Source organism: Pandoraea cepalis (assembly GCF_902459665.1).
In the GTDB taxonomy this organism is placed as follows: Bacteria; Pseudomonadota; Gammaproteobacteria; order Burkholderiales; family Burkholderiaceae; genus Pandoraea; species Pandoraea cepalis.
Window position 1 is genome coordinate 116,187 of the sequence record NZ_CABPSL010000016.1, and the last position, 21,823, is coordinate 138,009.

Annotated in this window: 18 protein-coding genes; 3 read left to right on the top strand and 15 right to left on the bottom strand. The window is 63.2% G+C overall.

Going from position 1 to position 21,823, the window contains the following annotated elements:
* Position 1: 1 nt before the first annotated feature.
* The 12 genes from murC to coq7 all read right to left on the bottom strand — a co-directional run bounded on the left by murC (position 2) and on the right by coq7 (position 14,278).
* Positions 2–1,411 (bottom strand): UDP-N-acetylmuramate--L-alanine ligase, encoded by a 1,410-nt coding sequence (gene murC / locus PCE31106_RS18395; protein ID WP_017234754.1) that lies wholly within the window; start codon positions 1,409–1,411, stop codon positions 2–4.
* Position 1,412: 1 nt separating this feature from the next.
* Positions 1,413–2,516 (bottom strand): undecaprenyldiphospho-muramoylpentapeptide beta-N-acetylglucosaminyltransferase, encoded by a 1,104-nt coding sequence (gene murG, locus PCE31106_RS18400; protein ID WP_017234755.1) that lies wholly within the window; start codon positions 2,514–2,516, stop codon positions 1,413–1,415.
* Positions 2,513–3,781, bottom strand: a complete 1,269-nt coding sequence (ftsW, locus tag PCE31106_RS18405; RefSeq protein WP_150564277.1) for a putative lipid II flippase FtsW — start codon at positions 3,779–3,781, stop codon at positions 2,513–2,515. The genes murG and ftsW overlap by 4 nt, the downstream gene beginning before the upstream one ends.
* The gene (murD, locus tag PCE31106_RS18410; RefSeq protein ID WP_150564278.1) at positions 3,778–5,304 is read right to left on the bottom strand and encodes a UDP-N-acetylmuramoyl-L-alanine--D-glutamate ligase; all 1,527 of its coding nucleotides are present in this window, start codon (positions 5,302–5,304) and stop codon (positions 3,778–3,780) included. Before murD ends, ftsW begins: the two co-directional genes overlap by 4 nt.
* A 162-nt stretch (positions 5,305–5,466) precedes the next feature.
* Entirely contained in the window at positions 5,467–6,636 is a 1,170-nt protein-coding gene (gene mraY, locus PCE31106_RS18415) for a phospho-N-acetylmuramoyl-pentapeptide-transferase (protein ID WP_017234757.1), read from the bottom strand.
* A 15-nt stretch (positions 6,637–6,651) separates the two neighbouring features.
* Entirely contained in the window at positions 6,652–8,061 is a 1,410-nt protein-coding gene (locus PCE31106_RS18420) for a UDP-N-acetylmuramoyl-tripeptide--D-alanyl-D-alanine ligase (protein WP_150564279.1), read from the bottom strand.
* Positions 8,058–9,641: a UDP-N-acetylmuramoyl-L-alanyl-D-glutamate--2,6-diaminopimelate ligase gene (locus tag PCE31106_RS18425; RefSeq protein ID WP_150564280.1), complete on the bottom strand. Its 1,584-nt coding sequence runs from the start codon at positions 9,639–9,641 to the stop codon at positions 8,058–8,060. The genes PCE31106_RS18420 and PCE31106_RS18425 overlap by 4 nt, the downstream gene beginning before the upstream one ends.
* A complete protein-coding gene (locus tag PCE31106_RS18430; RefSeq protein WP_017234760.1) occupies positions 9,629–11,404 on the bottom strand; it encodes a peptidoglycan D,D-transpeptidase FtsI family protein in 1,776 nt (591 codons plus the stop codon). The genes PCE31106_RS18425 and PCE31106_RS18430 overlap by 13 nt, the downstream gene beginning before the upstream one ends.
* Complete coding sequence (ftsL, locus tag PCE31106_RS18435) at positions 11,401–11,745, bottom strand: cell division protein FtsL (RefSeq protein ID WP_017234761.1); 345 nt, start codon at positions 11,743–11,745, stop codon at positions 11,401–11,403. Before ftsL ends, PCE31106_RS18430 begins: the two co-directional genes overlap by 4 nt.
* Entirely contained in the window at positions 11,742–12,671 is a 930-nt protein-coding gene (gene rsmH / locus PCE31106_RS18440) for a 16S rRNA (cytosine(1402)-N(4))-methyltransferase RsmH (RefSeq protein ID WP_017234762.1), read from the bottom strand. The genes ftsL and rsmH overlap by 4 nt, the downstream gene beginning before the upstream one ends.
* Positions 12,672–12,717: 46 nt before the next feature.
* Positions 12,718–13,146 carry a division/cell wall cluster transcriptional repressor MraZ gene (gene mraZ / locus PCE31106_RS18445; protein WP_026132111.1) on the bottom strand — a complete coding sequence of 143 codons (429 nt, stop codon included), beginning with the start codon at positions 13,144–13,146 and terminating at the stop codon, positions 12,718–12,720.
* Positions 13,147–13,621: 475 nt separating this feature from the next.
* On the bottom strand, positions 13,622–14,278 hold the full coding sequence (gene coq7 / locus PCE31106_RS18450; RefSeq protein WP_150564281.1) for a 2-polyprenyl-3-methyl-6-methoxy-1,4-benzoquinone monooxygenase: 657 nt from the start codon (positions 14,276–14,278) through the stop codon (positions 13,622–13,624).
* A 318-nt stretch (positions 14,279–14,596) separates the two neighbouring features.
* Between coq7 and PCE31106_RS18455 the strand changes: the two genes are divergently transcribed.
* Positions 14,597–15,751, top strand: coding sequence for a porin (locus tag PCE31106_RS18455; protein WP_150564282.1), 1,155 nt, complete (start codon positions 14,597–14,599; stop codon positions 15,749–15,751).
* Positions 15,752–15,953: 202 nt separating this feature from the next.
* Positions 15,954–16,433, top strand: a complete 480-nt coding sequence (locus tag PCE31106_RS18460; protein ID WP_017234766.1) for a MarR family winged helix-turn-helix transcriptional regulator — start codon at positions 15,954–15,956, stop codon at positions 16,431–16,433.
* A 197-nt stretch (positions 16,434–16,630) separates the two neighbouring features.
* On the opposite strand, the gene PCE31106_RS18465 is transcribed toward PCE31106_RS18460, so the two are convergent.
* Both PCE31106_RS18465 and PCE31106_RS18470 read right to left on the bottom strand, forming a co-directional pair.
* Positions 16,631–17,794, bottom strand: a complete 1,164-nt coding sequence (locus PCE31106_RS18465) for an aminopeptidase (protein WP_254441170.1) — start codon at positions 17,792–17,794, stop codon at positions 16,631–16,633.
* Between the two features lie 49 nt (positions 17,795–17,843).
* On the bottom strand, positions 17,844–19,919 hold the full coding sequence (locus PCE31106_RS18470) for a molybdopterin-containing oxidoreductase family protein (protein ID WP_150564283.1): 2,076 nt from the start codon (positions 19,917–19,919) through the stop codon (positions 17,844–17,846).
* Positions 19,920–20,132: 213 nt separating this feature from the next.
* Here PCE31106_RS18470 and PCE31106_RS18475 point away from each other — a divergent pair, with 213 nt between their 5' ends.
* Entirely contained in the window at positions 20,133–21,329 is a 1,197-nt protein-coding gene (locus PCE31106_RS18475; protein ID WP_150564284.1) for a M20 aminoacylase family protein, read from the top strand.
* Positions 21,330–21,419: 90 nt separating this feature from the next.
* Here PCE31106_RS18475 and PCE31106_RS18480 read toward each other — a convergent pair.
* A partial coding sequence (locus PCE31106_RS18480) for a DUF3047 domain-containing protein (protein WP_150564285.1) occupies positions 21,420–21,823 on the bottom strand: 404 nt, incomplete at its 5' end.

Sequence of the window (21,823 nt, forward strand, 5' to 3'; positions counted from 1 at the left end):
TTCAAACTCCTTGCTGAACTTGCAACTTGCCGGGCACCGCGCCGATGGAGCCGGCACCCATGGTGATCACGACGTCGCCCGCACGGGCGACTTGCAGAATGGCGTCGGGCAGTTGCGCAACGTCTTCCACGAAAACCGGTTCTACCTTGCCCGCCACGCGCAGGGCGCGCGACAGTGCCCGACCGTCGGCCGCCACGATGGGCGCCTCCCCGGCCGAATAGACTTCGCCGAGCACCACGGCGTCAGCGTCGGACAGCACCTTCACGAAGTCTTCGAAGCAATCGCGCGTACGCGTGTATCGATGGGGCTGGAAGGCCAGCACGATGCGACGTCCCGGGAACGCGCCGCGGGCGGCCGCAAGCGTAGCCGCCATCTCGACCGGGTGATGTCCGTAGTCGTCGATCAACGTGAACGTGCCGCCGCCGCTCGACTTCGGCAGCGCGATGTCGCCGTAGCGCTGGAAGCGCCGGCCCACGCCGTTGAATTCGGCTAGCGCTTGCTGGATAGCAGCGTCCGGCACCTCAAGTTCGGTCGCGATCGCAATCGCCGCCAGCGCGTTGCGCACGTTGTGCTCACCCGGCAGGTTCAGTGTGATGTCGAGGGGCGCGGCACCGGCGCCGAACCGGCGCAGCACGGTGAAGCGCATCTGGCCGGCGTCCGCACGCACATCGATGGCGCGCACCTGTGCATCTTCCGACAGGCCGTAACGCACGATCGGCTTGGAGACGAACGGCAGGATCTCGCGCACGTTCGAATCGTCCACACACAGCACGGCGATGCCATAGAACGGCAGGCGCTGCGTGAACGCCACGAACGACTGCTTCAGACGCGCGAAGTCGTGTCCATAGGTGTCCATGTGATCGGCATCGATGTTCGTGATGACCTCAATGACCGGATTCAGGTTCAGGAACGAGGCGTCCGATTCGTCGGCCTCAACCACGATGAAGTCGCCCGTGCCGAGCTTGGCGTTCGCGCCGGCGCTGTTCAGTCGGCCGCCAATCACGAACGTCGGATCGAGCCCACCCTGCGCAAGCACGCTCGCCACGAGACTCGTCGTGGTTGTCTTGCCGTGCGTGCCGGCGATGGCGATGCCCTGCTTCAGGCGCATGAGTTCGGCGAGCATCAGCGCGCGCGGCACGATGGGGATCTGGCGGGCACGCCCCGCGAGCACTTCCGGATTGTCCGCCGTGATGGCGGTGGACACGACGATGGCGTCCGCTCCTTCGATATGCTCGGCCGCGTGGCCGCGGGCCACGCGCGCGCCAAGACTGACGAGGCGCTGCGTCACCGCGTTGTCGCCGAGATCGGAGCCGCTCACCTGATACCCCAGGTTGAGCAACACCTCGGCAATGCCGCTCATGCCCGAGCCGCCAATGCCGACGAAGTGAATGTGTTTGACGATGTGTTTCATTTCAATCCTTGGCCAGAGCCGCGCACACGCGCGCCACTTGTTCGGTGGCGTCCGGCTTGGCGAGCGCCCTGGCTTTCTCTCCCATCGCGAGCAGCGATTCGCGCGTCTGACGGCGCAGCCACTCGGCCAGGGTCTCGACCGACAGCTCGCGCTGGTCGATCAGCGTTGCCGCGCCCTTGTCGGCGAGGAAACGCGCATTGGTTGTCTGATGGTCGTCGACGGCATGCGGGAACGGCACGAACAACGCCGCCACGCCCGCCGCCGCGACTTCGGCCACCGTCATCGCGCCCGCCCGACAGATCACCAGATCCGCCGCCGCGTAAGCCGCGACCATGTCGTCGATGAACGGCACGGCATCGACCGTCACCCCCGCTGCCGCGTAGTTCGCCTGCAGCGTCTGAATATGTTTAACGCCCGCCTGGTGCGTGACCTGCGGACGCGCGTCGCGCGCCAGCTTCGCCAGCGCCTTGGGCACGATCTCGTTGAGCACCGTCGCGCCAAGGCTGCCGCCCACCACCAGAATACGCAGCGGCCCGGTGCGCGCGCGGTAGCGCTCGGCCGGCGGCACCATCTCGTCGAAGTCGGCACGGATCGGATTGCCGACCCATTCGCCGCCGGCGATGGTGTCGGGGAACGCGAGCAGCACCTTGTCGGCCACGCGCGCAAGGACCTTGTTCGCCATGCCGGCCACCGAATTCTGCTCGTGCAGCACGAGCGGACGCCCCAGCAGCGACGCCATCATGCCCGCCGGGAACGTGATGTAGCCGCCCATCCCGAGCACCACGTTCGGCTTGACGCGGCGCATCGCGCGGAAGCTCTGCCAGAACGCGCGCAGCAGATTGAGCGGCAGCAGCAACTTGGTCATCGGGCCCTTGCCGCGCAAGCCGCCGAACTTCACGAACTCCATTGGAATGTCGTACTTCGGCACGAGCGTCGCTTCCATGCCTGCCGCATTCCCAAGCCACACCACGCGCCACCCCTGCACACGCAGGAAGTTGGCGACCGCGAGCCCCGGGAAGACGTGACCGCCCGTGCCGCCGGCCATCACCAGCAGCGTGCGCGTCTTCGTTTCCGGGGCCGACATCGCGGTGGCGCGCTCGGTCATACTTTTCCTCCCCGCATCAACACGCGGTTCTCGTAATCGACCCGCAGCAGAATCGCCACGGCCACACAGTTGAGCAAGATGCCCGAGCCGCCATAGCTGACCAGCGGCAGCGTGAGGCCCTTGGTCGGCAGCAAGCCCAGATTCACGCCCATGTTGATGAAGGTCTGCGAAGCGAGCCACACGCCCACGCCCTTCGCGAGCAGGCCGGCGAACGTGCGTTCGAGCGCCAGTGCCTGACGCCCGATCTCGAACGCGCGGCGCACCATCCAGTAAAAGAGCAGGATGACGACCAGCACGCCCACGAAGCCGAACTCTTCGCCGATCACCGCGAGGATGAAGTCGGTGTGCGCTTCGGGCAGGTAGTGCAGTTTCTCGATGCTCCCGCCCAGCCCCACGCCAGTCCATTCACCGCGTCCGAACGCGATGAGCGAATGCGTAAGCTGGTAAGCCTTGCCGAGCGCGTAGTCCTCGCGCCACGGATCGAGATACGCGAAAATCCGCTCGCGACGCCACGGCGACAACCAGATCAGCATGGCGAACGTGCCCACGGCCGTGAGCGCCAGTCCGCCGAACAGGCGACCGTTCACGCCGCCGAGGAACAGCACCCCCATCGCGATGGCCGCGACCACCATGAAGGCGCCCATGTCCGGCTCGAGCAGCAGCAACATGCCGACGAACACAACGGCGATGCCCATCGGCAAGAAGCCCTTGCGGAAGCTCTGCATGAATTCCTGCTTGCGAACGGTGTAGTTCGCGGCGTACAGCGTGACCGCGAGCTTCATGATTTCCGACGGCTGCAGATTGAGCACCCCGAATGGAATCCAGCGCTTCGAGCCGTTCACGCCCTTGCCCAGGTGCGGGATCAGCACGATCACGAGCAACATCAGCGCCAGCAGAAAGACCTTGGGCGCGAGCTTGTCGAGTGTCTTGACCGGAATACGCAGCGTAATGAGGGCCGCGACCAGTCCGATCGTCAGCGAGACGATGTGACGCACGAGAAAGTGGTACGTCGTGTATCCGCTGTACTTCGGTGAGTCCGGCAGCGCGACCGATGCCGAATACACCATCACCAGCCCCAGCGACAGCAGCGAAATCACCACCCAGACGAGCGCGTGATCGTATTCGAGCATGCGCGAGCGGGTCGGCTTGATGCTGCCGAGCGTACGGCTCGCGGCATGGGTCGCGGCGCCCGGAGCGGCCGCCGTACCTGCCCCGGCAAAGCCGGCCTGACGCTTCTTGCTGAAGAACGACTTGATACGGTTCATAGCATCACCCCCGCGTCGGCGGCCAGATCAACCACAGTGTCGCGAAACACTTGCGCGCGATGCTCGTAGTTGCGGAACATGTCGAAGCTCGCGCAGGCCGGCGAGAGCAGCACCGCGTCGCCCGGCTGGGCCAGCTTCGCAGCGTCTCGCGTGGCGGCTTCGAGCGTCGGGGCATCGATCAGATCAACGCCCGTGTCGGCCAGCGCTTCGCGCAGCCGCGGCGCGTCGCGGCCGATCAGCAACACGGCGCGCGCGTGATGCGCCACAGGGTTGGCCAGCGGCGAGAAGTCCTGCCCCTTGCCGTCGCCGCCGACGATCAGGAGCAACGTCTTCTGCAGGCCGTTGATGGCCGCAACCGTCGCGCCCACGTTGGTGCCCTTGCTGTCGTCGTAATACTCGACTTCGTTGATCGCGCCGACGAGCTGCACGCGATGCGGCTCGCCCGGATATTCGCGCAAGCCGTGCAAGAGCTTGGCCATCGGCAGGTCGATGGCGCGCGTGAGCGCGAGCGCCGCCAGCGCGTTGGCGGCATTGTGCTGACCGCGGATGCGCAACGCGTCGGCCGGCATGAGGCGTTTGCCGATCACCTCGAGCGCCGCTTCCACGGCACCGGCCTTGCGGCGCTTCGGCGCCGGCGGGGCGTCGTCGCGCGAGAAGCCCTCGACCAGCCACGACATCCCGCCCTCCATCTCCAGGCCGAAGTCGCCCACGGCCTCGGGCTTGCCGGTGCCGAAGGTCACGACATTGGCCTCGGGCGTGGCGAAACCCATCACGCGAGCATCGTCGCGATTGAGCACGCGAACGGTCTGCGGGCCGAAAATGCGCGCCTTGGCCTTGGCATAGGCGTCCATATCGCCATGCCAGTCCAGATGGTCCTGCGTGATATTGAGAATCGCGGCCGCATCGGGCGCGAGGGAATGCGTGGCCTCGAGCTGAAAGCTGGAAAGTTCAAGCACCCAGACATCGGGCAACGTGGCGTCGGCGATGCATTCGCTCAGACGGTCGAGCGCCGTCGGGCTGATATTGCCCGCGACCGCCGTGCGCTTGCCGGCGCGACGGCATAGCAACCCCGTCAGACTCGTGGTCGTCGTCTTGCCGTTCGTGCCGGTAATGGCCAGCACCTTGGGCGCGTAGCCGCTCGTCGCGTGCATGTGGCGCAGCGCCTGCGCGAAGAATTCGATCTCGCCCCACACGGGAATGCCCCGCTCGGCCGCCACCGTCAGCAGCGCCGCCACATCGGCGGTGAGCGGCGAGAGGCCGGGGCTGATACCGATCAGTTCGATGTCGGCGAGCAGCGTATCGACCTGCGCCCCGAATGCACCGCCGACGAATTCGGCCTGCGCGGCGTCGGCACGCAAGGCGAGAACATTCGGCGGTGTCTCCGACGACGCAAAGCGCGTGTCGGCCGCCCGCACATGGCAGCCGTAACGCGCGCACCAACGTGCCATCGCCAGGCCGGACTCTCCCAGACCCAGGATCAGGACACGCGGTTGCCAGGATTCACCAAACTTCTCGCCGAACACGTCGCTCTTTCCCTTTTATCGATTCAAACCACCGACGAATGCGTCACCTCAACGTCACCGATATTCCGCTATCGGCGCGAGCGGCCTTACCTTGAGTCCTGCTTTGCGAAAAGGCGACATTGTCATTTCACAAGGTCACCTTTTCGCGGGCCCCGGGCCTCGTCAGCGCAACTTCAGCGTCGACAGACCGATCAGCACCAGCATCAGCGTGATGATCCAGAAGCGAACCACCACCTGCGTTTCCTTCCATCCGGACAATTCGAAGTGGTGGTGCAGCGGCGCCATCTTGAAGATGCGTCGCCCTTCTCCGAAGCGCCGCTTCGTGTACTTGAACCACGTCACCTGCAGCATCACCGACAACGTTTCCACCACGAACACGCCCCCCATCACGAAGAGCACGACTTCCTGACGCACGATCACGGCCACCGTGCCGAGCGCGCCGCCGAGCGCCAGGGCCCCCACGTCGCCCATGAACACCTGGGCCGGGTGTGTGTTGAACCAGAGGAACGCAAGCCCCGCGCCCGACATCGCCGAACAGAACACGAGCAATTCGCCCGCGCCCGGAATGTGCGGGAACAGCAGGTATTTCGAGTACACGACGTTACCCATCACATACGCGAACACGCCAAGGGCCGCGCCGACCAGCACGACCGGCATGATGACGAGCCCGTCGAGACCGTCGGTCAGGTTCACCGCGTTGGACGAGCCGACGATGACGAAGTACGTGAGCGCAATGAAACCGAACACGCCCAGCGGGTAGCTCATCGTCTTGAAGAACGGCACGATGAAGTCGGCCTTCGGGGGCAGATCAAGCGGGAAGCCGTTACGCACCCAACTGATGAACAGCTCGAAGACCTTCAGATTGCTCGTCTCCGACACAGAGAACGCCAGATAGATCGCGGCGAACAGGCCAATGATCGACTGCCAGAAGTACTTCTCGCGCGACGACATGCCGCGGGGGTCCTTGTAGACGACCTTCCGGTAATCGTCGATCCAGCCGATGATGCCGAAGCCCAGCGTAACGGTCAGTACGATCCAGATGAAGCGGTTGCTCAGGTCCGCCCACAGCAGCGTGGCGACCGTGATACCGATGAGAATCAGCACACCGCCCATCGTGGGCGTGCCCGACTTCACAAGGTGAGTCTGCGGGCCATCGGTACGCACCGCCTGGCCCACCTTCATTTCGGCGAGCTTGCGGATGACCATCGGCCCGAACGCGAGCCCGATCACCAGCGCCGTGAGGCTTGCCATCACGGCCCGAAACGTCAGGTAGTTGAACACGCGCAAATAGCTCGCATCCGCTTGCAGCCATTGCGCCAACGTCAGCAACATTCCATCAATCCTTTTTCACTTGGCAGGGGCGTTGCCGCCCCCGCTTTCACTCGTCGCGCGCAACTGCTCAAGCACGCGCTCCATCCGCATGAAGCGGCTTCCCTTGACCAATATCGTGGCCGGCGCGCTCAACGTGGCATTCAGCTCGGCCACGAGCGGCGCCACATCCGTCACGTCGGAAAAATGCTCGCCGCCGTCGCCGAAGGCCGCGACACTGGCTGTCGTCTGGTCGCCCATCGCGAGCAAACGATCGATACCGCGCTGGGCGGCGTACTCGCCCACCTCGCGGTGAAACGCCGGTCCGTTGTCGCCGACTTCGCCCATGTCGCCGAGCACCAGCACCCGTGGGGCCGGCGTCTGCGCCAACACGTCGATCGCGGCGCGGACCGAATCGGGGTTCGCATTATAGGTGTCATCGATCAATGTGACACCCGCGAGCGGCCCCTTGGAGAGCGTTGACACCTGGAGACGGCCTTTGACGGCGGAAAACCCTTCGAGTGCCCGCACGATCGAGCCAATGTCGACATGCGCACCCAACGCACAGGCAATCGCAGCCAACGCATTGCGCGCGTTGTGCTCACCGAGCAGCGGCAATGCAAGCGAAAACTCACCGGCCGGCGACGTTACACGCAGTACGCGAGTTGCGACGTCGTAGCGTCCGGAGACAGCGGCGCGGCCATCGAGCGCGAAGTCGAGCACACGGCGCTTGCCTGCGATCTCGCGCCACATCGGCGCAAATTCGCTCTCCGCCGGGAATACGGCAACCCCGTCGTGGGACAGCGCTGCCAGCACGGCTGAATGCTCTTCGGCGACAGCGGCCACGCTCACCATGAACTCTTGATGTTCTCGCTGCGCGTTGTTGATGACGGCCACCGTCGGTTGTGCAATCGCCGCGAGGTACGCCGTTTCGCCGGGGTGATTCATCCCCAGCTCCAGCACCGCCAGCTTGTCACTGTCCTTCAGACGGAACAGCGTGAGCGGCAGGCCAATGTCGTTGTTCAGGTTGCCGGCGGTCGCCAGACGCGCCTCGGCCCCCACCGCCTCGGCGAAGATCGCCGAGATCATTTCCTTGACGGTCGTCTTGCCGTTACTGCCGGTGACGGCGACCACGGGAATCGCAAAGCGGCGGCGCCACGCTGCGGCCAGCTCGCCCAGCGCGATACGCGTGTCGGGCACGATGAGCGCCGGCGTCGGGAACCCTTCCGGCACGCGCGACGCGACCACCGCGGCCGCCCCGGCACGCGCCACGTCGGCCAGGAAGTCGTGCGCGTCGAAGCGCTCGCCCCGGATCGCCACGAAGAGATCGCCCGGCTGCACCGCGCGGCTGTCGGTCACGATGCGCGCAAAGGCGGTCGCTGGGGCGCCCGTCACGTGCGAATCGCGCACGACGGTCTGGGCATCGCTCAATTGCCACATCATCGTCATTCGCCACCTCCGCGCACGGTGGTCGCACGCGCGGCGAGTGCCAGACGCGCATGCTCCTGATCGGAGAACGGCCTTTTCTTACCCATAATTTCCTGCGTACTTTCGTGTCCCTTGCCGGCGATGAGCACGACATCGGCGGCTTGCGCACCGCGCACGGCCTGCAGAATCGCGCTCGCCCGGTCTTCGATACAACGTGCCGCGCCCGGGTGCGCAAGGCCCGCGGCGATTTGCGCCATGATGTCGGCCGGCACTTCCGTGCGCGGGTTGTCGCTCGTGAGCACAACGGCGTCGGCCAGGCGCTCCGCCACCGCGCCCATTTGCGGACGCTTGCCCGTATCGCGGTCACCACCGCAGCCGAACACGCAGACGAGCTTGCCGCCACGCGCCGAGGCTACCGGCCGCAACGCGTCGAGCGTCTTGTCGAGTGCGTCGGGGGTGTGCGCGTAGTCGATGACGACCAGCGGCTGCCCCGGCTGTCCAATTTGCTCCATACGCCCGGATACGGAGGTGAGTGCGGCGAGCCCGGCAATGGCGGCGTCTTGCGGCACCCCGGCGGCGAGCGCCGCACCCAGCACGGCGAGCGCGTTGCTCACATTGAATTCGCCGATGAGCGGCACGGTGATCTGCTGACTGTGATCGCCGAGATACAGCGTGAAACGCGTACCTGCCGTGGTCGCACGGATATCCTCGGCGCGCAGCACAACGTTGCCATGCGCCGACTTCGTGTCGCCATGCAGGCCGTATTCATAGACCGGCGTCTTCCCGGCCAGACGCGCGAGCAGGCGTTGCCCCATCGCGTCGTCGCGATTGATGACCGCAGCCTTCAGGCCCGGCCAGTCGAACAGACGCGTCTTCGCCGCCTCGTACTCGGCCATCGTGCCGTGGTAATCGAGATGGTCTTGCGTCAGATTGGTAAAGACAGCGATGTCGAAGGCCACCCCGTTCACGCGCCCCTGATAGAGACCGTGCGACGACACTTCCATCGCGACCGCCGCCGCGCCCTGCGCCCGCAGGTCGCTCAGGCTGCGCTGCAACTGGACCGCATCGGGCGTGGTGAACCCGGTCACCGTCAGATGCCCGGGAAAGCCGCTACCCAGCGTGCCGATCACCGCGCTGCGCTTGCCCGCTTTCGACAACAGTTGCGCGAGCCACTGACTGCACGATGTCTTGCCGTTTGTGCCGGTTACGCCCAACGTCGTCATGCCAACGCTCGGCTCACCGCACCAGAGCGCCGCCAGCGGGCCTGCCAGCCAGTCAAGTCGCGGCACGCCGAACGCCGGCACGTTCGCGAGGCTGGCCAGCGACGCCGGCCAAGTGAAGTCGTCGCTCTGCCAAAGCACTGCGGCAGCGCCGCGCTCCACGGCGTCGGCGATGAAACCGCGGCTGTCGGCGCCTTTGACGGCGTACGCGACGAAGACATCGCCCGACGTCACGCGACGGCTGTCAGCCTGCAGCGCTGCACCGGCCGGCACCGTACGGCGCAGCCAGTCCCACGCCTGCGTCAGCGTGGCGCGCTCGGCGACGTCGGCGATGAGCGCGAGCGTGGCGGGGTTGTGCGGCGTCGGGGTCACGGTGCCCATGGCTCGCTCTCCTCCACCTTGTCGCTCACGACGAGCTTCGTTACCGGCGAATCCGGCACCACATTCAACGCGCGCAACGTGCCGCCCACGATCGCCGCGAACGCCGGACCGGCGGCCACGCCACCGTAGTGCGACCCGCGCCCCGGCTCGTCGAGCGTGACGGCCACGATGATGCGCGGCTCGGACATCGGTGCCATGCCAACGAACGACGCGCGATATTTGCTCTTGTCGTATCCCTTGCCCGACTGTTTGTACGCCGTGCCGGTCTTGCCGCCGACGCGATAGCCGATCACTTGCGCCCGCGTGGCGGTACCGCCGGGCGACGTCACCATTTCCAGCATCTTGCGCACTTCGCGGGCCGTCGCGGGAGAAATCACCGGCGTGCCCTTCACGACGCTGCCATCTGTCTTGTAAATGGAGATCGGCAGCAGCTCGCCGTCATGCGCGAACACGGTATAGGCACGCGCCAGTTGAATCAGCGACGCCGACAGGCCATAGCCGTAGCCCATCGTCGCCTGCTCGATCGGACGCCAGCTCTTGGCCGGACGCAAACGCCCCGCCACCGCGCCGGGGAATCCGATCTTCGGGGCTTGGCCGAGGCCGACGCTCGTGAACATGTCCCACATTTCCTGCGGCTTCATCTGCAGCGCGATCTTGGCGGTGCCGATATTGCTGGACTTCTGGATGACGCCCGCCACGGTAAGCAGACCGTAGTCGTGCGTGTCCGTAATGTTCGCGCCGAAGAAGTTGGCCCGGCCGGTCGTCATCACCGTCGACGTCGGCGTCACGTGCCCATTTTCGAGGGCAGCGGCAATGGTGATCGGCTTCATGATCGAGCCCGGCTCGAACGTGTCGGTCATCACCCGGTTGCGCAACTGCGCGCCGGTCAGGTTGGTACGGTTGTTGGGGTTGTACGTCGGCAGGTTCGCGAGCGCCAGCACTTCACCCGTGCGTACATCGAGCACCACGGCGCTGCCGGCCTTCGCACCCGTGCGCTCGATGGCGTCTTTCAGTTCGCTATAGGCGAGGAACTGGATCTTGCTGTCGATCGAGAGCGTGATGTCATGACCGTCGCGCGGCTGCGCCAGGATGTCGACACCTTCGACCACCCGGCCGAGACGATCCTTGATGACGCGACGGCTTCCCGGCGTGGCCGCCAGATCCTTCTGCATCGACAACTCGACGCCTTCCTGCCCGATGTCTTCCACGTTCGTGAAGCCGACCACGTGGGCCGCGATCTCGCCTTCCGGATAGAAACGCTTGTATTCCTTGCGCTGGTACACGCCCGGGATGTCCAGATCGGCGACCTGCTTGGCCACGTCCGGCAACACCTGGCGCTTCACATAGACGAAGCTCTTTTCCTGATTCAGCTTCCGGCGCAGATCCGGCTCGCCCATCTCGAGCAGACGCGCGAGCTGGCGCACCTGTTGCGTCGAGATATCGTCGGGCACGTCTTCGGGAATGGCCCAGATGGCCTTGACGGGCAGACTGGTGGCAAGCACCTGTCCGTTACGGTCGAACACTTTGCCGCGCGTGGCGGACATCTCCAGTGTGCGTTCGTAACGGCTCTCGCCCTGGCGCTGATAGAAGGCGTTGCCCGGGCCCTGAATCCAGAAGGCGCGCGCGACCAGCGATCCGAACGCACCGAATATCACGAAGACGAGCATCTTCGATCGCCACATCGGCAGACGCACGGACAGGACCGGGCTGGCAGAGAACTGCACATCCTTGGTCTTGGCCTTGGCGTCCTTGCGGCGATTCATCGCTTGCCTCCGCTCTCGGGCGCGGACGCCGCACTTGCGCTCGGCACCGGCACGTCAACCATCGCGCCGGCGCTACCGGCCGGTGCGGACAGATATTGCGTGCGACCGGGCGAGACGGCCTGCATTTTCAGGTCGTTGCGCGCAACGCTTTCGATGCGGGCGCTCTTGCTTTGTGCGCTCTGTTCGTACTGGAGGCGATCCCAGTCCTGCAACAATTGATGCTCGAGCGCCTGCTCGCGATTGAGTTCGACGAACGTACCGCGTGCCCGATACTGGGCATTGATCAGTGACAGCGCGCAGCCGATGAGCAACACGAGCAGAAGCGCATTGAGCCGGCTCATGGTGACACCCGCTCCATGACCCGCATGATCGCCGAGCGCGAACGCGGGTTCGCCTCCACCTCGGCGGCGGACGGCTTGATCTTGCGGCTGGCCTTGAACGGCGGTTCGGGAATTTCGTGGGCGCGCAAGGGCACGCGGCGGTCCACCACCGGCGCACTCGAGCGCGCTTGCATGAAGCGCTTCACGATGCGGTCTTCCAGCGAATGAAAGCTGATCGCCACGAGTCTGCCTCCCGTTTCGAGGACATCGGCCGCTACGTCGAGGGCTATCTGCAAGTCCGCAAGCTCTTGATTGACGTGAATCCGTAGAGCCTGAAAGGTGCGTGTTGCCGGGTCCTTGCCCTTCTCACGGGTCTTGACGGCGCCCGCCACGATCTCGGCAAGCTCGCGTGTGCTGACGAGTGGACCGAGGCGATCGGCGTTTGCCCGGCGAGCAACAAGCGCCTTTGCAATCTGAAAAGCAAACCGTTCTTCCCCATAGTCCTTGATGACCTCCGTCATGTCTTCCAGCGTTGCCCGGGCCAGCCAATCGGCGGCCGACTCACCGCGCGTGGGATCCATGCGCATGTCGAGCGGGCCGTCGAAACGAAAACTGAATCCGCGCGCGGGGTCGTCGACCTGCGGTGACGACACGCCCAGATCCAGCAACACCCCCGACACCTTGTCGATACCGCGGCGGGCTAGCGCCTCGCGCAACGTCGCAAAGCTGTCGTGTTCAATCGAAAATCGCGGATCGGCAATTTTTGCCGCCTCCGCGATCGCTTGGGGATCCTTGTCGAACGCGATCAGCCTCCCCTTGGCGCCCAGCCGCTCGAGAAGCCTGCGACTGTGCCCGCCGCGGCCGAAGGTGCCGTCGACGTAGACGCCGTCGTCGCGCCACAGCAAGGCATCCACGGCCTCCTCAAGCAGGACCGTGCGGTGCTGCATAACCGTTTCCACCGCGTGCGTCATGCTCGTCGGACCACCTGATCTGTCAAAAAGTGAAGTTTTTCAGTGCATCCGGCATGCCTTGCGCCATTGCCGCCTGTTCCTTGGCGGCGTACGTCGCGGCATCCCAGAGTTCAAAGTGACTGCCCATGCCCAGCAGCATGACTTCCTTGTCCATGCCCGCGGCCGCGCGCAACTCGGGCGCCACCAGGACACGTCCCGCCGAATCCATCTCGACGTCGGCAGCGTTGCCCAGAAAGATGCGTCGCCACCAGTGCGCGTCCATCGGCAGTGCGGCGATCTTGCCGCGGAAGATTTCCCATTCGGGACGCGGGAACAGCAGCAGACATCCGTCGGGGTGCTTGGTGATTGTCACCTTGCCTTGCGCGTCGCCTTGCAGCACGTCACGATGCCGGGCCGGAATCGACATCCGTCCCTTCGCATCCAGTGAAAGTGCCGAGGCTCCCTGAAACACATGCGCTCCCGTGAGGTTTCGTCCGCCTGCCCGTCATGCCGAACGAGAAAGATTTTGTGCTCTACACCACACAAAAATACACTTTCTCACACTATTTCCCACTTTAGAGGAGAGTGTTTGGGCGGTCAAGCGTTTCACCCGATTTTCGGAGGGAATTTGTTAGGCAGAACAATGACTTAGCTCACTTTCCTAAAGCCGGAAAACGGAATTTTGTCAGGAAAATTAAAGACATAACTGCGATAGTGAATGTGGAACCTCAAACTTTAGATACTGCCTCGCGGGAGGCCCGCCAGCACTATCGCTAGCGAGTAGTGCGCACTTACGCCGAGCCAAAGCGCGGCAACTGCCGGTTGGCACGCGCCACACGAGGGGAAGATCGACACGGGAGGTGGGGGTCAATCGAGGAAACGCTTCAGGGGCTCTATTCAAGTGCTTTATTCAAGTGCTCTATTTCGGCCGCGCTATTTCAAGTGCTCTATATATAGTAGGCCGTCGTCGTCATGACTTTCGCGGCCGCGCGCATTACGCGCTGTATCGGGGCGGGCAGATCAATCCCGCCGGCGTCGCGCGCCGCCTGACCGTGCTCGATCTCGTCCCGGCGCATCTGGTCGACGATGGCGCGCGAGCGCACGTCGTGCGGTGGCAAGTCGTTGAGGTGGCTATCAAGATGGTGCTCGACCTGCCGCTCCGTCTCCGACACGAAGCCCAGGCTGACTTTGTCGCCGCACTTGCCCGCCACGAAGCCGATGGCAAACGCGCCGGCATACCAGAGCGGGTTGAGCAGGCTCGGGCGCGAGCCGAGTTCCGAGAGACGGTGCGCCGTCCAGGCAAGGTGATCTTCTTCCTCCTTGCCGGCGCGCTCGAAGGCGGAGCGCAGCTCCGGACGCGTTGTCGCCAGCTTCTGCGCCTGATAAAGCGCCTGCGCGCACACCTCCCCCACGTGATTCACGCGCATGAGACCCGCAACATGCCGCCGCTCTTGCGGCGTCAACGCGTCGTCGCCGATCGGTGCGTCACTCAATATAGAAGCGGGGGATGCATCGACAGCAGGTGTCGGGCGGGAGGCTTGCGTAACGCCGGCGATCGCTCGCAGGCCGCGGTCAAGTTCGGAGATCAGGCTGTCGGAAAACATCGTACTTTCAACTCACTTCGATTTTTCACCATGTGGGACGTCAGACGATTGCGTCACGTCCGTCACGGATGATACGCGCCTTTGTCCGGCGCGCCTTGCGCGGGCGCAAAGGCATGAAAGCCCCGCTGGACGCCGGTTTGCGGGCTGTTGCGTAAACGAAACAAAGGACGCCGCAAACCCGCGCAAAACGGGCCTTTTCCTTTGCCGCCCACAGTGAATTTGTTACATTACGTCCAACTTCTCGCGAAGTTGATTAGCAAGGACGTTATCACTAGTGACCTTGTTAAACAAATCTCACAATCCTTTGGAGATCACTCAATGAAAAAGTCGCTTCTCGCTCTGGGTGTGCTCGGCGCATTCGCTGGCGCTGCTCACGCTCAAAGCAGCGTGACCCTGTACGGTATCATCGACGGTGGCTTCACGTACGTGAACAAGACGGGCGGCAACGTTGCCGGCACGGGCAACGCCACCAAGAACATTTCGCTGAACAGCGGCAACCTGCAAGGTTCGCGTTGGGGCCTGAAGGGCGCTGAAGATCTGGGCGGCGGCCTGAAGGCGATCTTCGTGTTGGAAAGCGGCTTCAACGTCAACAACGGCGTGTCGGCTCAAGGCGGTCGCCTGTTCGGTCGTCAAGCTTACGTTGGCCTGAGCAGCGCAACGGCTGGCACGGTGTCGATCGGTCGTCAGTACGACTCCGTGGTTGACTTCGTTGGTCCGTTCGCTTCGGGCAGCCAATGGGCAACGTATTCGGGCGCTCACCCGTTCGATAACGACAACCTGAACAACTCGTTCCGCATCAACAACTCGATCAAGTACACGACCGCCAACTACAACGGCTTCAGCGCTGGCGCTCTGTACGGCTTCTCGAACTCGGCTAACAACGGTTCGACGGGCACGGGCTTCGCGAACAACCGTGCATGGTCGGTTGGTATGGGCTACGCCAACGGTCCGTTGACCTTGGGCGCTGGCTACTTGTACCTCGGCGCACCGGGCAGCAACTCGAGCGGCGTGCTGCTGAGCGGCGACCAGAACACGGCGATGACCGCCGGCGGCCTGGCCTCCAGCGACAAGGCATACATTGCTTCGGCAGGCGGTTCGTACGCCTTCGGCCCGGCTACGGTTGGCCTGGTCTACAGCCACAGCAAGTATGACTACATCGGCGGCGGCAGCTGGAAGTTCGACAACGTCGAACTGAACGGCAAGTACATGCTGACCCCGGCCCTGCAACTGGGCCTGGCTTACACGTACACCTGGACGAAGCTGGCATCGGGCACGACCGATATTTCGCCGAAGTACCACCAAGTCAACCTGGGCGTCGACTACTTCCTGTCGAAGCGCACGGACACGTACCTGGTTGGTCTGTGGCAACACGCCAACAACGACGCTCCTGGCGGCGCGTCGATGAACGCCCAAGGCTTCGCGAACAGCACGAACCAGTTCGCCGTTACGGCTGGTATCCGTCACAAGTTCTAAGCTGACTGCTTCTGTCACTTAGGCTTTGACGAAAGGGCACCTTCGGGTGCCCTTTTTTTATCGTGTCGGCGAAGCAGCAACTGCTGCCACCGTTTGCCGGTTGCTGGCATCGCGTGCACCAGGACTTCGTAACGACCCCAGCTTGACCGAGGGTTTATTTCAAACCTAAAATTTCCATACTGTAAATTTTACGTTGCCCACCATGAGCCTCGCCGACGCCGACTCTCTCGATCTCGAAACCCGAGCCCACGATCGCGAGCACGATGCCCTGCGGCTATGGCTGCGCCTCCTCACCTGCGCCAACATGATCGAGACGGACATCCGCTCGCGCTTGCGCCAGGATTTCGATTGCACGCTGCCTCGCTTCGATCTGCTCGCGCAACTCGACCGACACCCCGAGGGGCTGAAGATGGGGGAGCTTAGCAAGCGGATGATGGTCACCGGCGGAAACGTCACGGGCATTACCGATCAGTTGGAGAAGGAAGGCTGGGTCACGCGCCAGACGGTCGCCAATGACCGGCGCGCCTTTCTGATCAAGCTCACGCCACGCGGTAAGAAGGCGTTCTCCGATATGGCTCGTGCTCATGAACAGTGGATCGAGCAGCGCCTGGGAAGGCTGCCGGAAGACAGGCAGAAGCAACTTTATGCCCTGCTGGGCGACCTGAAGTCGGTGATTGCCTAAGGGATGCGAGGCGCCGTATCCCATCTGAAACGGCGACACCGACACTCACTTTAGATCCGGGATCTCCAACGTTCGACCTGCGCCGCGTTGACGCTCAAGGCTCGGTGTCGCCCTTCGCCCTTCGCCCTTCGCCCTTCGAGCGTCGAACGCCGGGCTCGGACGCTCGGATCCAGATTCTGCGGTGTTCCTCAGACAGTCTATCGCCGCGCCTGCAACGGCTTGTCGAGCAAGTCGCGCGCTGCGGCGGCCGCCGGGGTACTGTCTAGCGCGGTGAGCGCTGCAACGCGCTCGGCCTCTGGCCGCTTCGATAAGGTTTTAACGGCGGCATAAAAGGCTGGCAGGTCGTCATGCGCCTCCGCCAGCATCGCCATGAACGCCGGCACCCACTGGTTATACGTCGCGAACGAACCGATTTTGGCGTTATTCAAGTGCGAGGCAAACCAAAGGTCAAACCCCTTGTACCCTCCCCAGGACGCCTTCAACCGCTCGTAGTCAGCACGCATGCTGGCGAACAGCGCGTCCTTGGTCACGATCTTCTGCGCGTTCGTTTCCGAGCCGTCGTACAGGGTTTCCAAGCGCTTGCGATAACCCTCCACCAATTGACGGAACTGGCGTCGGTGCGCGTCGTATCGCTCGTATTCCATGGCCGCGTCGGGATGCGCCGTCAGCCAGCGCCGTACGCCCACGGTTTCCACTGTCACGGCGAAAGACTCGTTGAATGCCGTATCGCCTCGAACAAATAGAATCTGATGTGCGAGTTCGTGGAAAATCATCCGCGCCACTTCCGCCCGCGGAAGATAGATGAAAGTGTTGAGCAGTGGATCGTCGAAATAGCCCAGCGTTGAATACGCCGGAATCCCCGCGACGAACGTCTCCCAGCCATCTCGGTGCAACTCGGCCGCATAAGCCTCGGCGGATTCGCGAGAGTAATAGCCCCGATACTCGACGCATCCGACGACCAGCAGGCAGGATTCGCGAAGCTTCAACGACAACGCGGGCGCGGCGAAGACGTTGTAGACGACAAACGGTCGCTTGAGGTCCGCATAGCTGCGATAACTCCCGTTGTCCGGTTCACCGAGCGCGGACACCGCATAGCTTCGGATTTGCTCGGCTTCTATCAGCCGTGTGCGCAAATGCGGGGCAACCGATGGGTCGGCAAGCAGATCGGACACCGGCTGCGCTTCATGCAACACGGTGAAGTGCCCGTTAATCGACTGTGCGTAGTAACCGACCTGGCCGCATCCGGCAAGACCGAACAGTACCGCCCAGCCGGCGGCTAACCCCACGGCGCCGCGAAACATCGAACGCCGGCATGCGGAGAACACCGGGAACGGTGTGAGCATCGCAGCAGGGTTACGCATCGCGGGCTCCTCGGCGTCAGCTCGGCATCGGCAGGCGTGACGACCGGTCTTATGCCGGCGCGACTTCGACCAGGCAATCGTAGAACGTTGGCGCTCGTCCCAGATCGGTCAGCTGCTGGCTGGTGACCTCGTTGGCATTCTTGCCGTCCGGAGCGAGCTTCTTCCACCAGATAGACAGACCCACCACGACGCCTTCACGTGCCTTCTCCGTCACCCGAGCCTTTGCGCTCAAGATGCCTCGATCGTTAAAGATTCGCACATCGCCGCCATTCTCAATGCCTCGAGGCGCGGCATCCGCAGGATGAATATCGAGCGTCGGCTCTCCCACCGAGGCACGCAGGCTATCGACATTCACGAAGCTCGAATTCAGGAAGTGACGGGCGGGCGGTGAAATCATTGCCAGGGGGTAGCGTGCCGCCAGATCCGGATTGCTCGCCACCGATTCGTACGGCGGCACCCAGTCGGGTAGCGGATCGAAACCTTCCTGCAGCATGCGCTCGGAATAAAACTCACACTTGCCCGACGGCGTGTAGAACTGCCCGTTCGCAAAAGGCGCGTCCGGCAGATCGTATCGGATCCACCCATTCCGCTTGAGGGTCTCCCAGTCACCCCCTGCCATGCGAGCATCGTCCCAGCGAATGGATTGCGCGGCCAATTGATCGTCGGTATCGGAGAAACAGGCCTCCTGCCATCCCATGCGCCCCGCCAACAGACGAAAGATTTCCGAGTTGGGCTTGGCTTCGCCGAGCGGCGCAATGGCCGGATTGTTCGCCAGCAGATAGGTATGGCCGTAAGCCTTGTGGATATCCAGATGCTCGAGCTGCGTCGTTGCCGGCAGCACGAAGTCCGCATAATCGGCGGTATCGGTCTGGAAATGTTCCAACACCACCGTGAAGAGATCTTCCCGGGCAAAGCCCGCCGCCACCTTGCCCGACTCCGGTGCCACCGCCACTGGATTGCTGTTGTAGACCACCAGCGCCTCGATCTTCGGCCCGAACGAATCGTCGCCCGGATGGCAAAGGGCATCACCGATCGCGCTCATGTTCACCACGCGGGCCGGCCTTTCCTGATGTGGCCGCAGATCGGGCCGTGCCTGCGCCACCGAATCAACGGGTGCGTAACCCGACGCCGACATCAGCAGCCCGCCCGCCGGATCGCGCCACGCGCCGATCAGCGCCGGCAGGCAGGCGACCGCGCGGGTCGCCTGCCCGCCGCCTCTGGCTCGCTGCATGCCGTAGTTCAGACGGATCGCCGCAGGCTTCGCGCTCGCATACTCGCGCGCCAACGTCGTGATCGTGTCTTCGGAGATACCGCAAATTTCCGCGACGCGGGCCGGCGTGTAGCGTCGTACGCGCTCCTTGAGCTGCACGTAGCCCACCGTGTGTCGCGCAATGTATTCGTGATCAACCCGATCTTCATCGATCAGGACATGCATCATGCCCAATGCCAGCGCCGCGTCCGTGCCTGGCAGCAAGGCAATGTGCTGATGGCATTTTTCCGCCGTGAGCGAACGATAGGGATCGATGGCGATCAACTTCGCACCGCGACGCTTGGCTTCCTGCGCGATGGCCCAGAAATGCACGCTCGACGTAATCGGATTGCTGCCCCAGATGAGAATCAGCTTGCTGTCGACAAAGTGTTCGACGTGCATGCCGACACCCGCGCCGTACGTGTAGCGCAGCCCCGCGGCGCCGGCGCTCGCGCAGATCGTGCGATCGAGGTCGGACGCGCCGAGCTTGTTGAAGAACCTTGCCGCCATCGATTCGCCTTGGACGAATCCCATCGTGCCAGCATAGCTGTAGGGGAGAATTGCTTCGGGCTCGCGTGCCGCAATCGCCCCCAGTCGCGAGGCGATCTCGTCAAGCGCCTCATCCCAACTGACTCGCACGAATTGCCCGCTCCCCTTCGGTCCGACGCGCTTGAGCGGATGCAACAAGCGATCCGGATGATAGGTTCGTTCAGTGTATCGAGAGACTTTCGTACACAAGACACCCTTGGTCGTCGGATGGTCCGGATCGCCCTGGACCTTGATAGCGACGCCATTTTCCACTGTAACGTGCATGGCGCACGTATCGGGACAGTCATGCGGGCATGCGGCCCGAACGACGCGGGTGTTGGTCGTCATGAAACGACTCCTCTCTTTACGAAATTGCCGCGACCGCCAACGGCGCGACGTTGACGACATTGTATTACGTTCCTCCCCGCCTTACCCCGCGGCACGGTCGCTTGCGACATTTTCCAGACGTGTCCGGTGCAGCGCTTGGACGTTTCCTACCAAGGTGTCAGACCCGATCATTAGGGGTAAGATGAACGATTGTGCCCCGCAGGAAACCCGAATATGAAGCTCATTCCAGAAATCGACGCCGCTCGCGGCGAAATCCAGACCATCCGACGTGATATTCACGCGCATCCCGAACTGTGCTTCGAAGAGAAGCGTACTTCGGACGTGGTGGCGGATACGTTGACCCAATGGGGTATCCCAATTCATCGCGGACTCGGTAAAACCGGCGTCGTCGGCATCATCAAGCAAGGCAGCAGCGACCGTGCGATCGGCCTGCGCGCCGATATGGATGCGCTACCGATTCGTGAGGCGAATACGTTCGAGCACGCGTCGAAGCATGAGGGCAAGATGCACGCCTGCGGTCACGATGGTCACACGGCCATGCTGCTTGCCGCCGCGAAATATCTCCAGACGCATCGCCATTTCGACGGCACCGTCTACCTGATTTTCCAGCCGGCCGAGGAAGGCGGTGGCGGTGCGCGTGAAATGATCAAGGACGGACTGTTCGAGCGATTCCCCATGCAGGCAGTGTTCGGCATGCACAACTGGCCGGGCGTGCCGACCGGTACGTTCGCCGTGACGCCGGGTCCCATGATGGCCTCGAGCAATGAATTCAAGATCACGCTTCGCGGCAAGGGAACCCATGCGGGCATTCCGAATGCCGGCATCGATCCAGTGATTGCGGCTGTGCAGGTAGCGCAGGCGTTGCAGAGCATCATCACGCGCAACAAGCGGCCGATCGACGCCGCGGTGCTCTCCATTACGCAGATCCATGCAGGCGACACTACGAACGTGGTTCCCGATGTGGCGTGGTTGGGCGGCACGGTTCGCACGTTTTCGATCGAGGTCCTGGATCTCATCGAGACACGTCTGCGAGAGATTGCCGAATTCGTGGCCAAGGGGTTCGGCTGCTCGGCGGAAATTGAATTCCTTCGCAATTACCCGCCGACGATCAATGATCCGGACATGGCAGCGCTGTGTGCCGACGTGATGCGCGAGGTGGTCGGCAACGAGAACGTCAACGACACGGTGGAACCGACGATGGGGGCGGAGGACTTCTCGTTCATGCTCCTGAAGAAGCCGGGCGCGTACGTGTTCATCGGAAACGGCGATGGCACGCACCGGGACACCGGCCATGGCCTGGGTCCGTGCAACCTGCACAATGCCAGTTATGATTTCAACGACGATCTGCTCCCGCTTGGCGGCACGTACTGGGTCAAGCTGGTCGAGACCTATTTTGGACGCAATCCGTAAGCTGCCTGATCCCTGCGTTCGGGCGAGAATAAGAAAAGCCGGCAAGTATCACTTGCCGGCTTTTTCGCTTTTGATGCGAATGAGATCGCGCTATTTCGCGGCCGTTGTCGTGGGAACACCATCCGTTTCGAGACGAATGTCACCGTACCATGCGGTAAATTTCGATCGAGTATTGTCGCCGTCGCTCATGATTGCAATACCGATCAGACGCCCTGGAGGCTCGCCAAACGCTTTCTCATAATCCCTGGCGATATCGCGAGAATACGTCTGCCATCTTCCAAGGTGCTCGTCACCGCGCTCGACAACGAGGGAGCGAATACGACCGGTATAAGGATTGGTGACGACATCGTCCACCGAGAATTTATCATCACCCCAGGTGTACATCAGGGTCGCAAACGGTAAGTCACGACCGCTGACGGTAATGCCCCCCGCAAACCGGCGCTGGGAGAAGTAGAATTTTCTCGTTAAGAGGGAGTTCTGCAGATGAAGAAGTC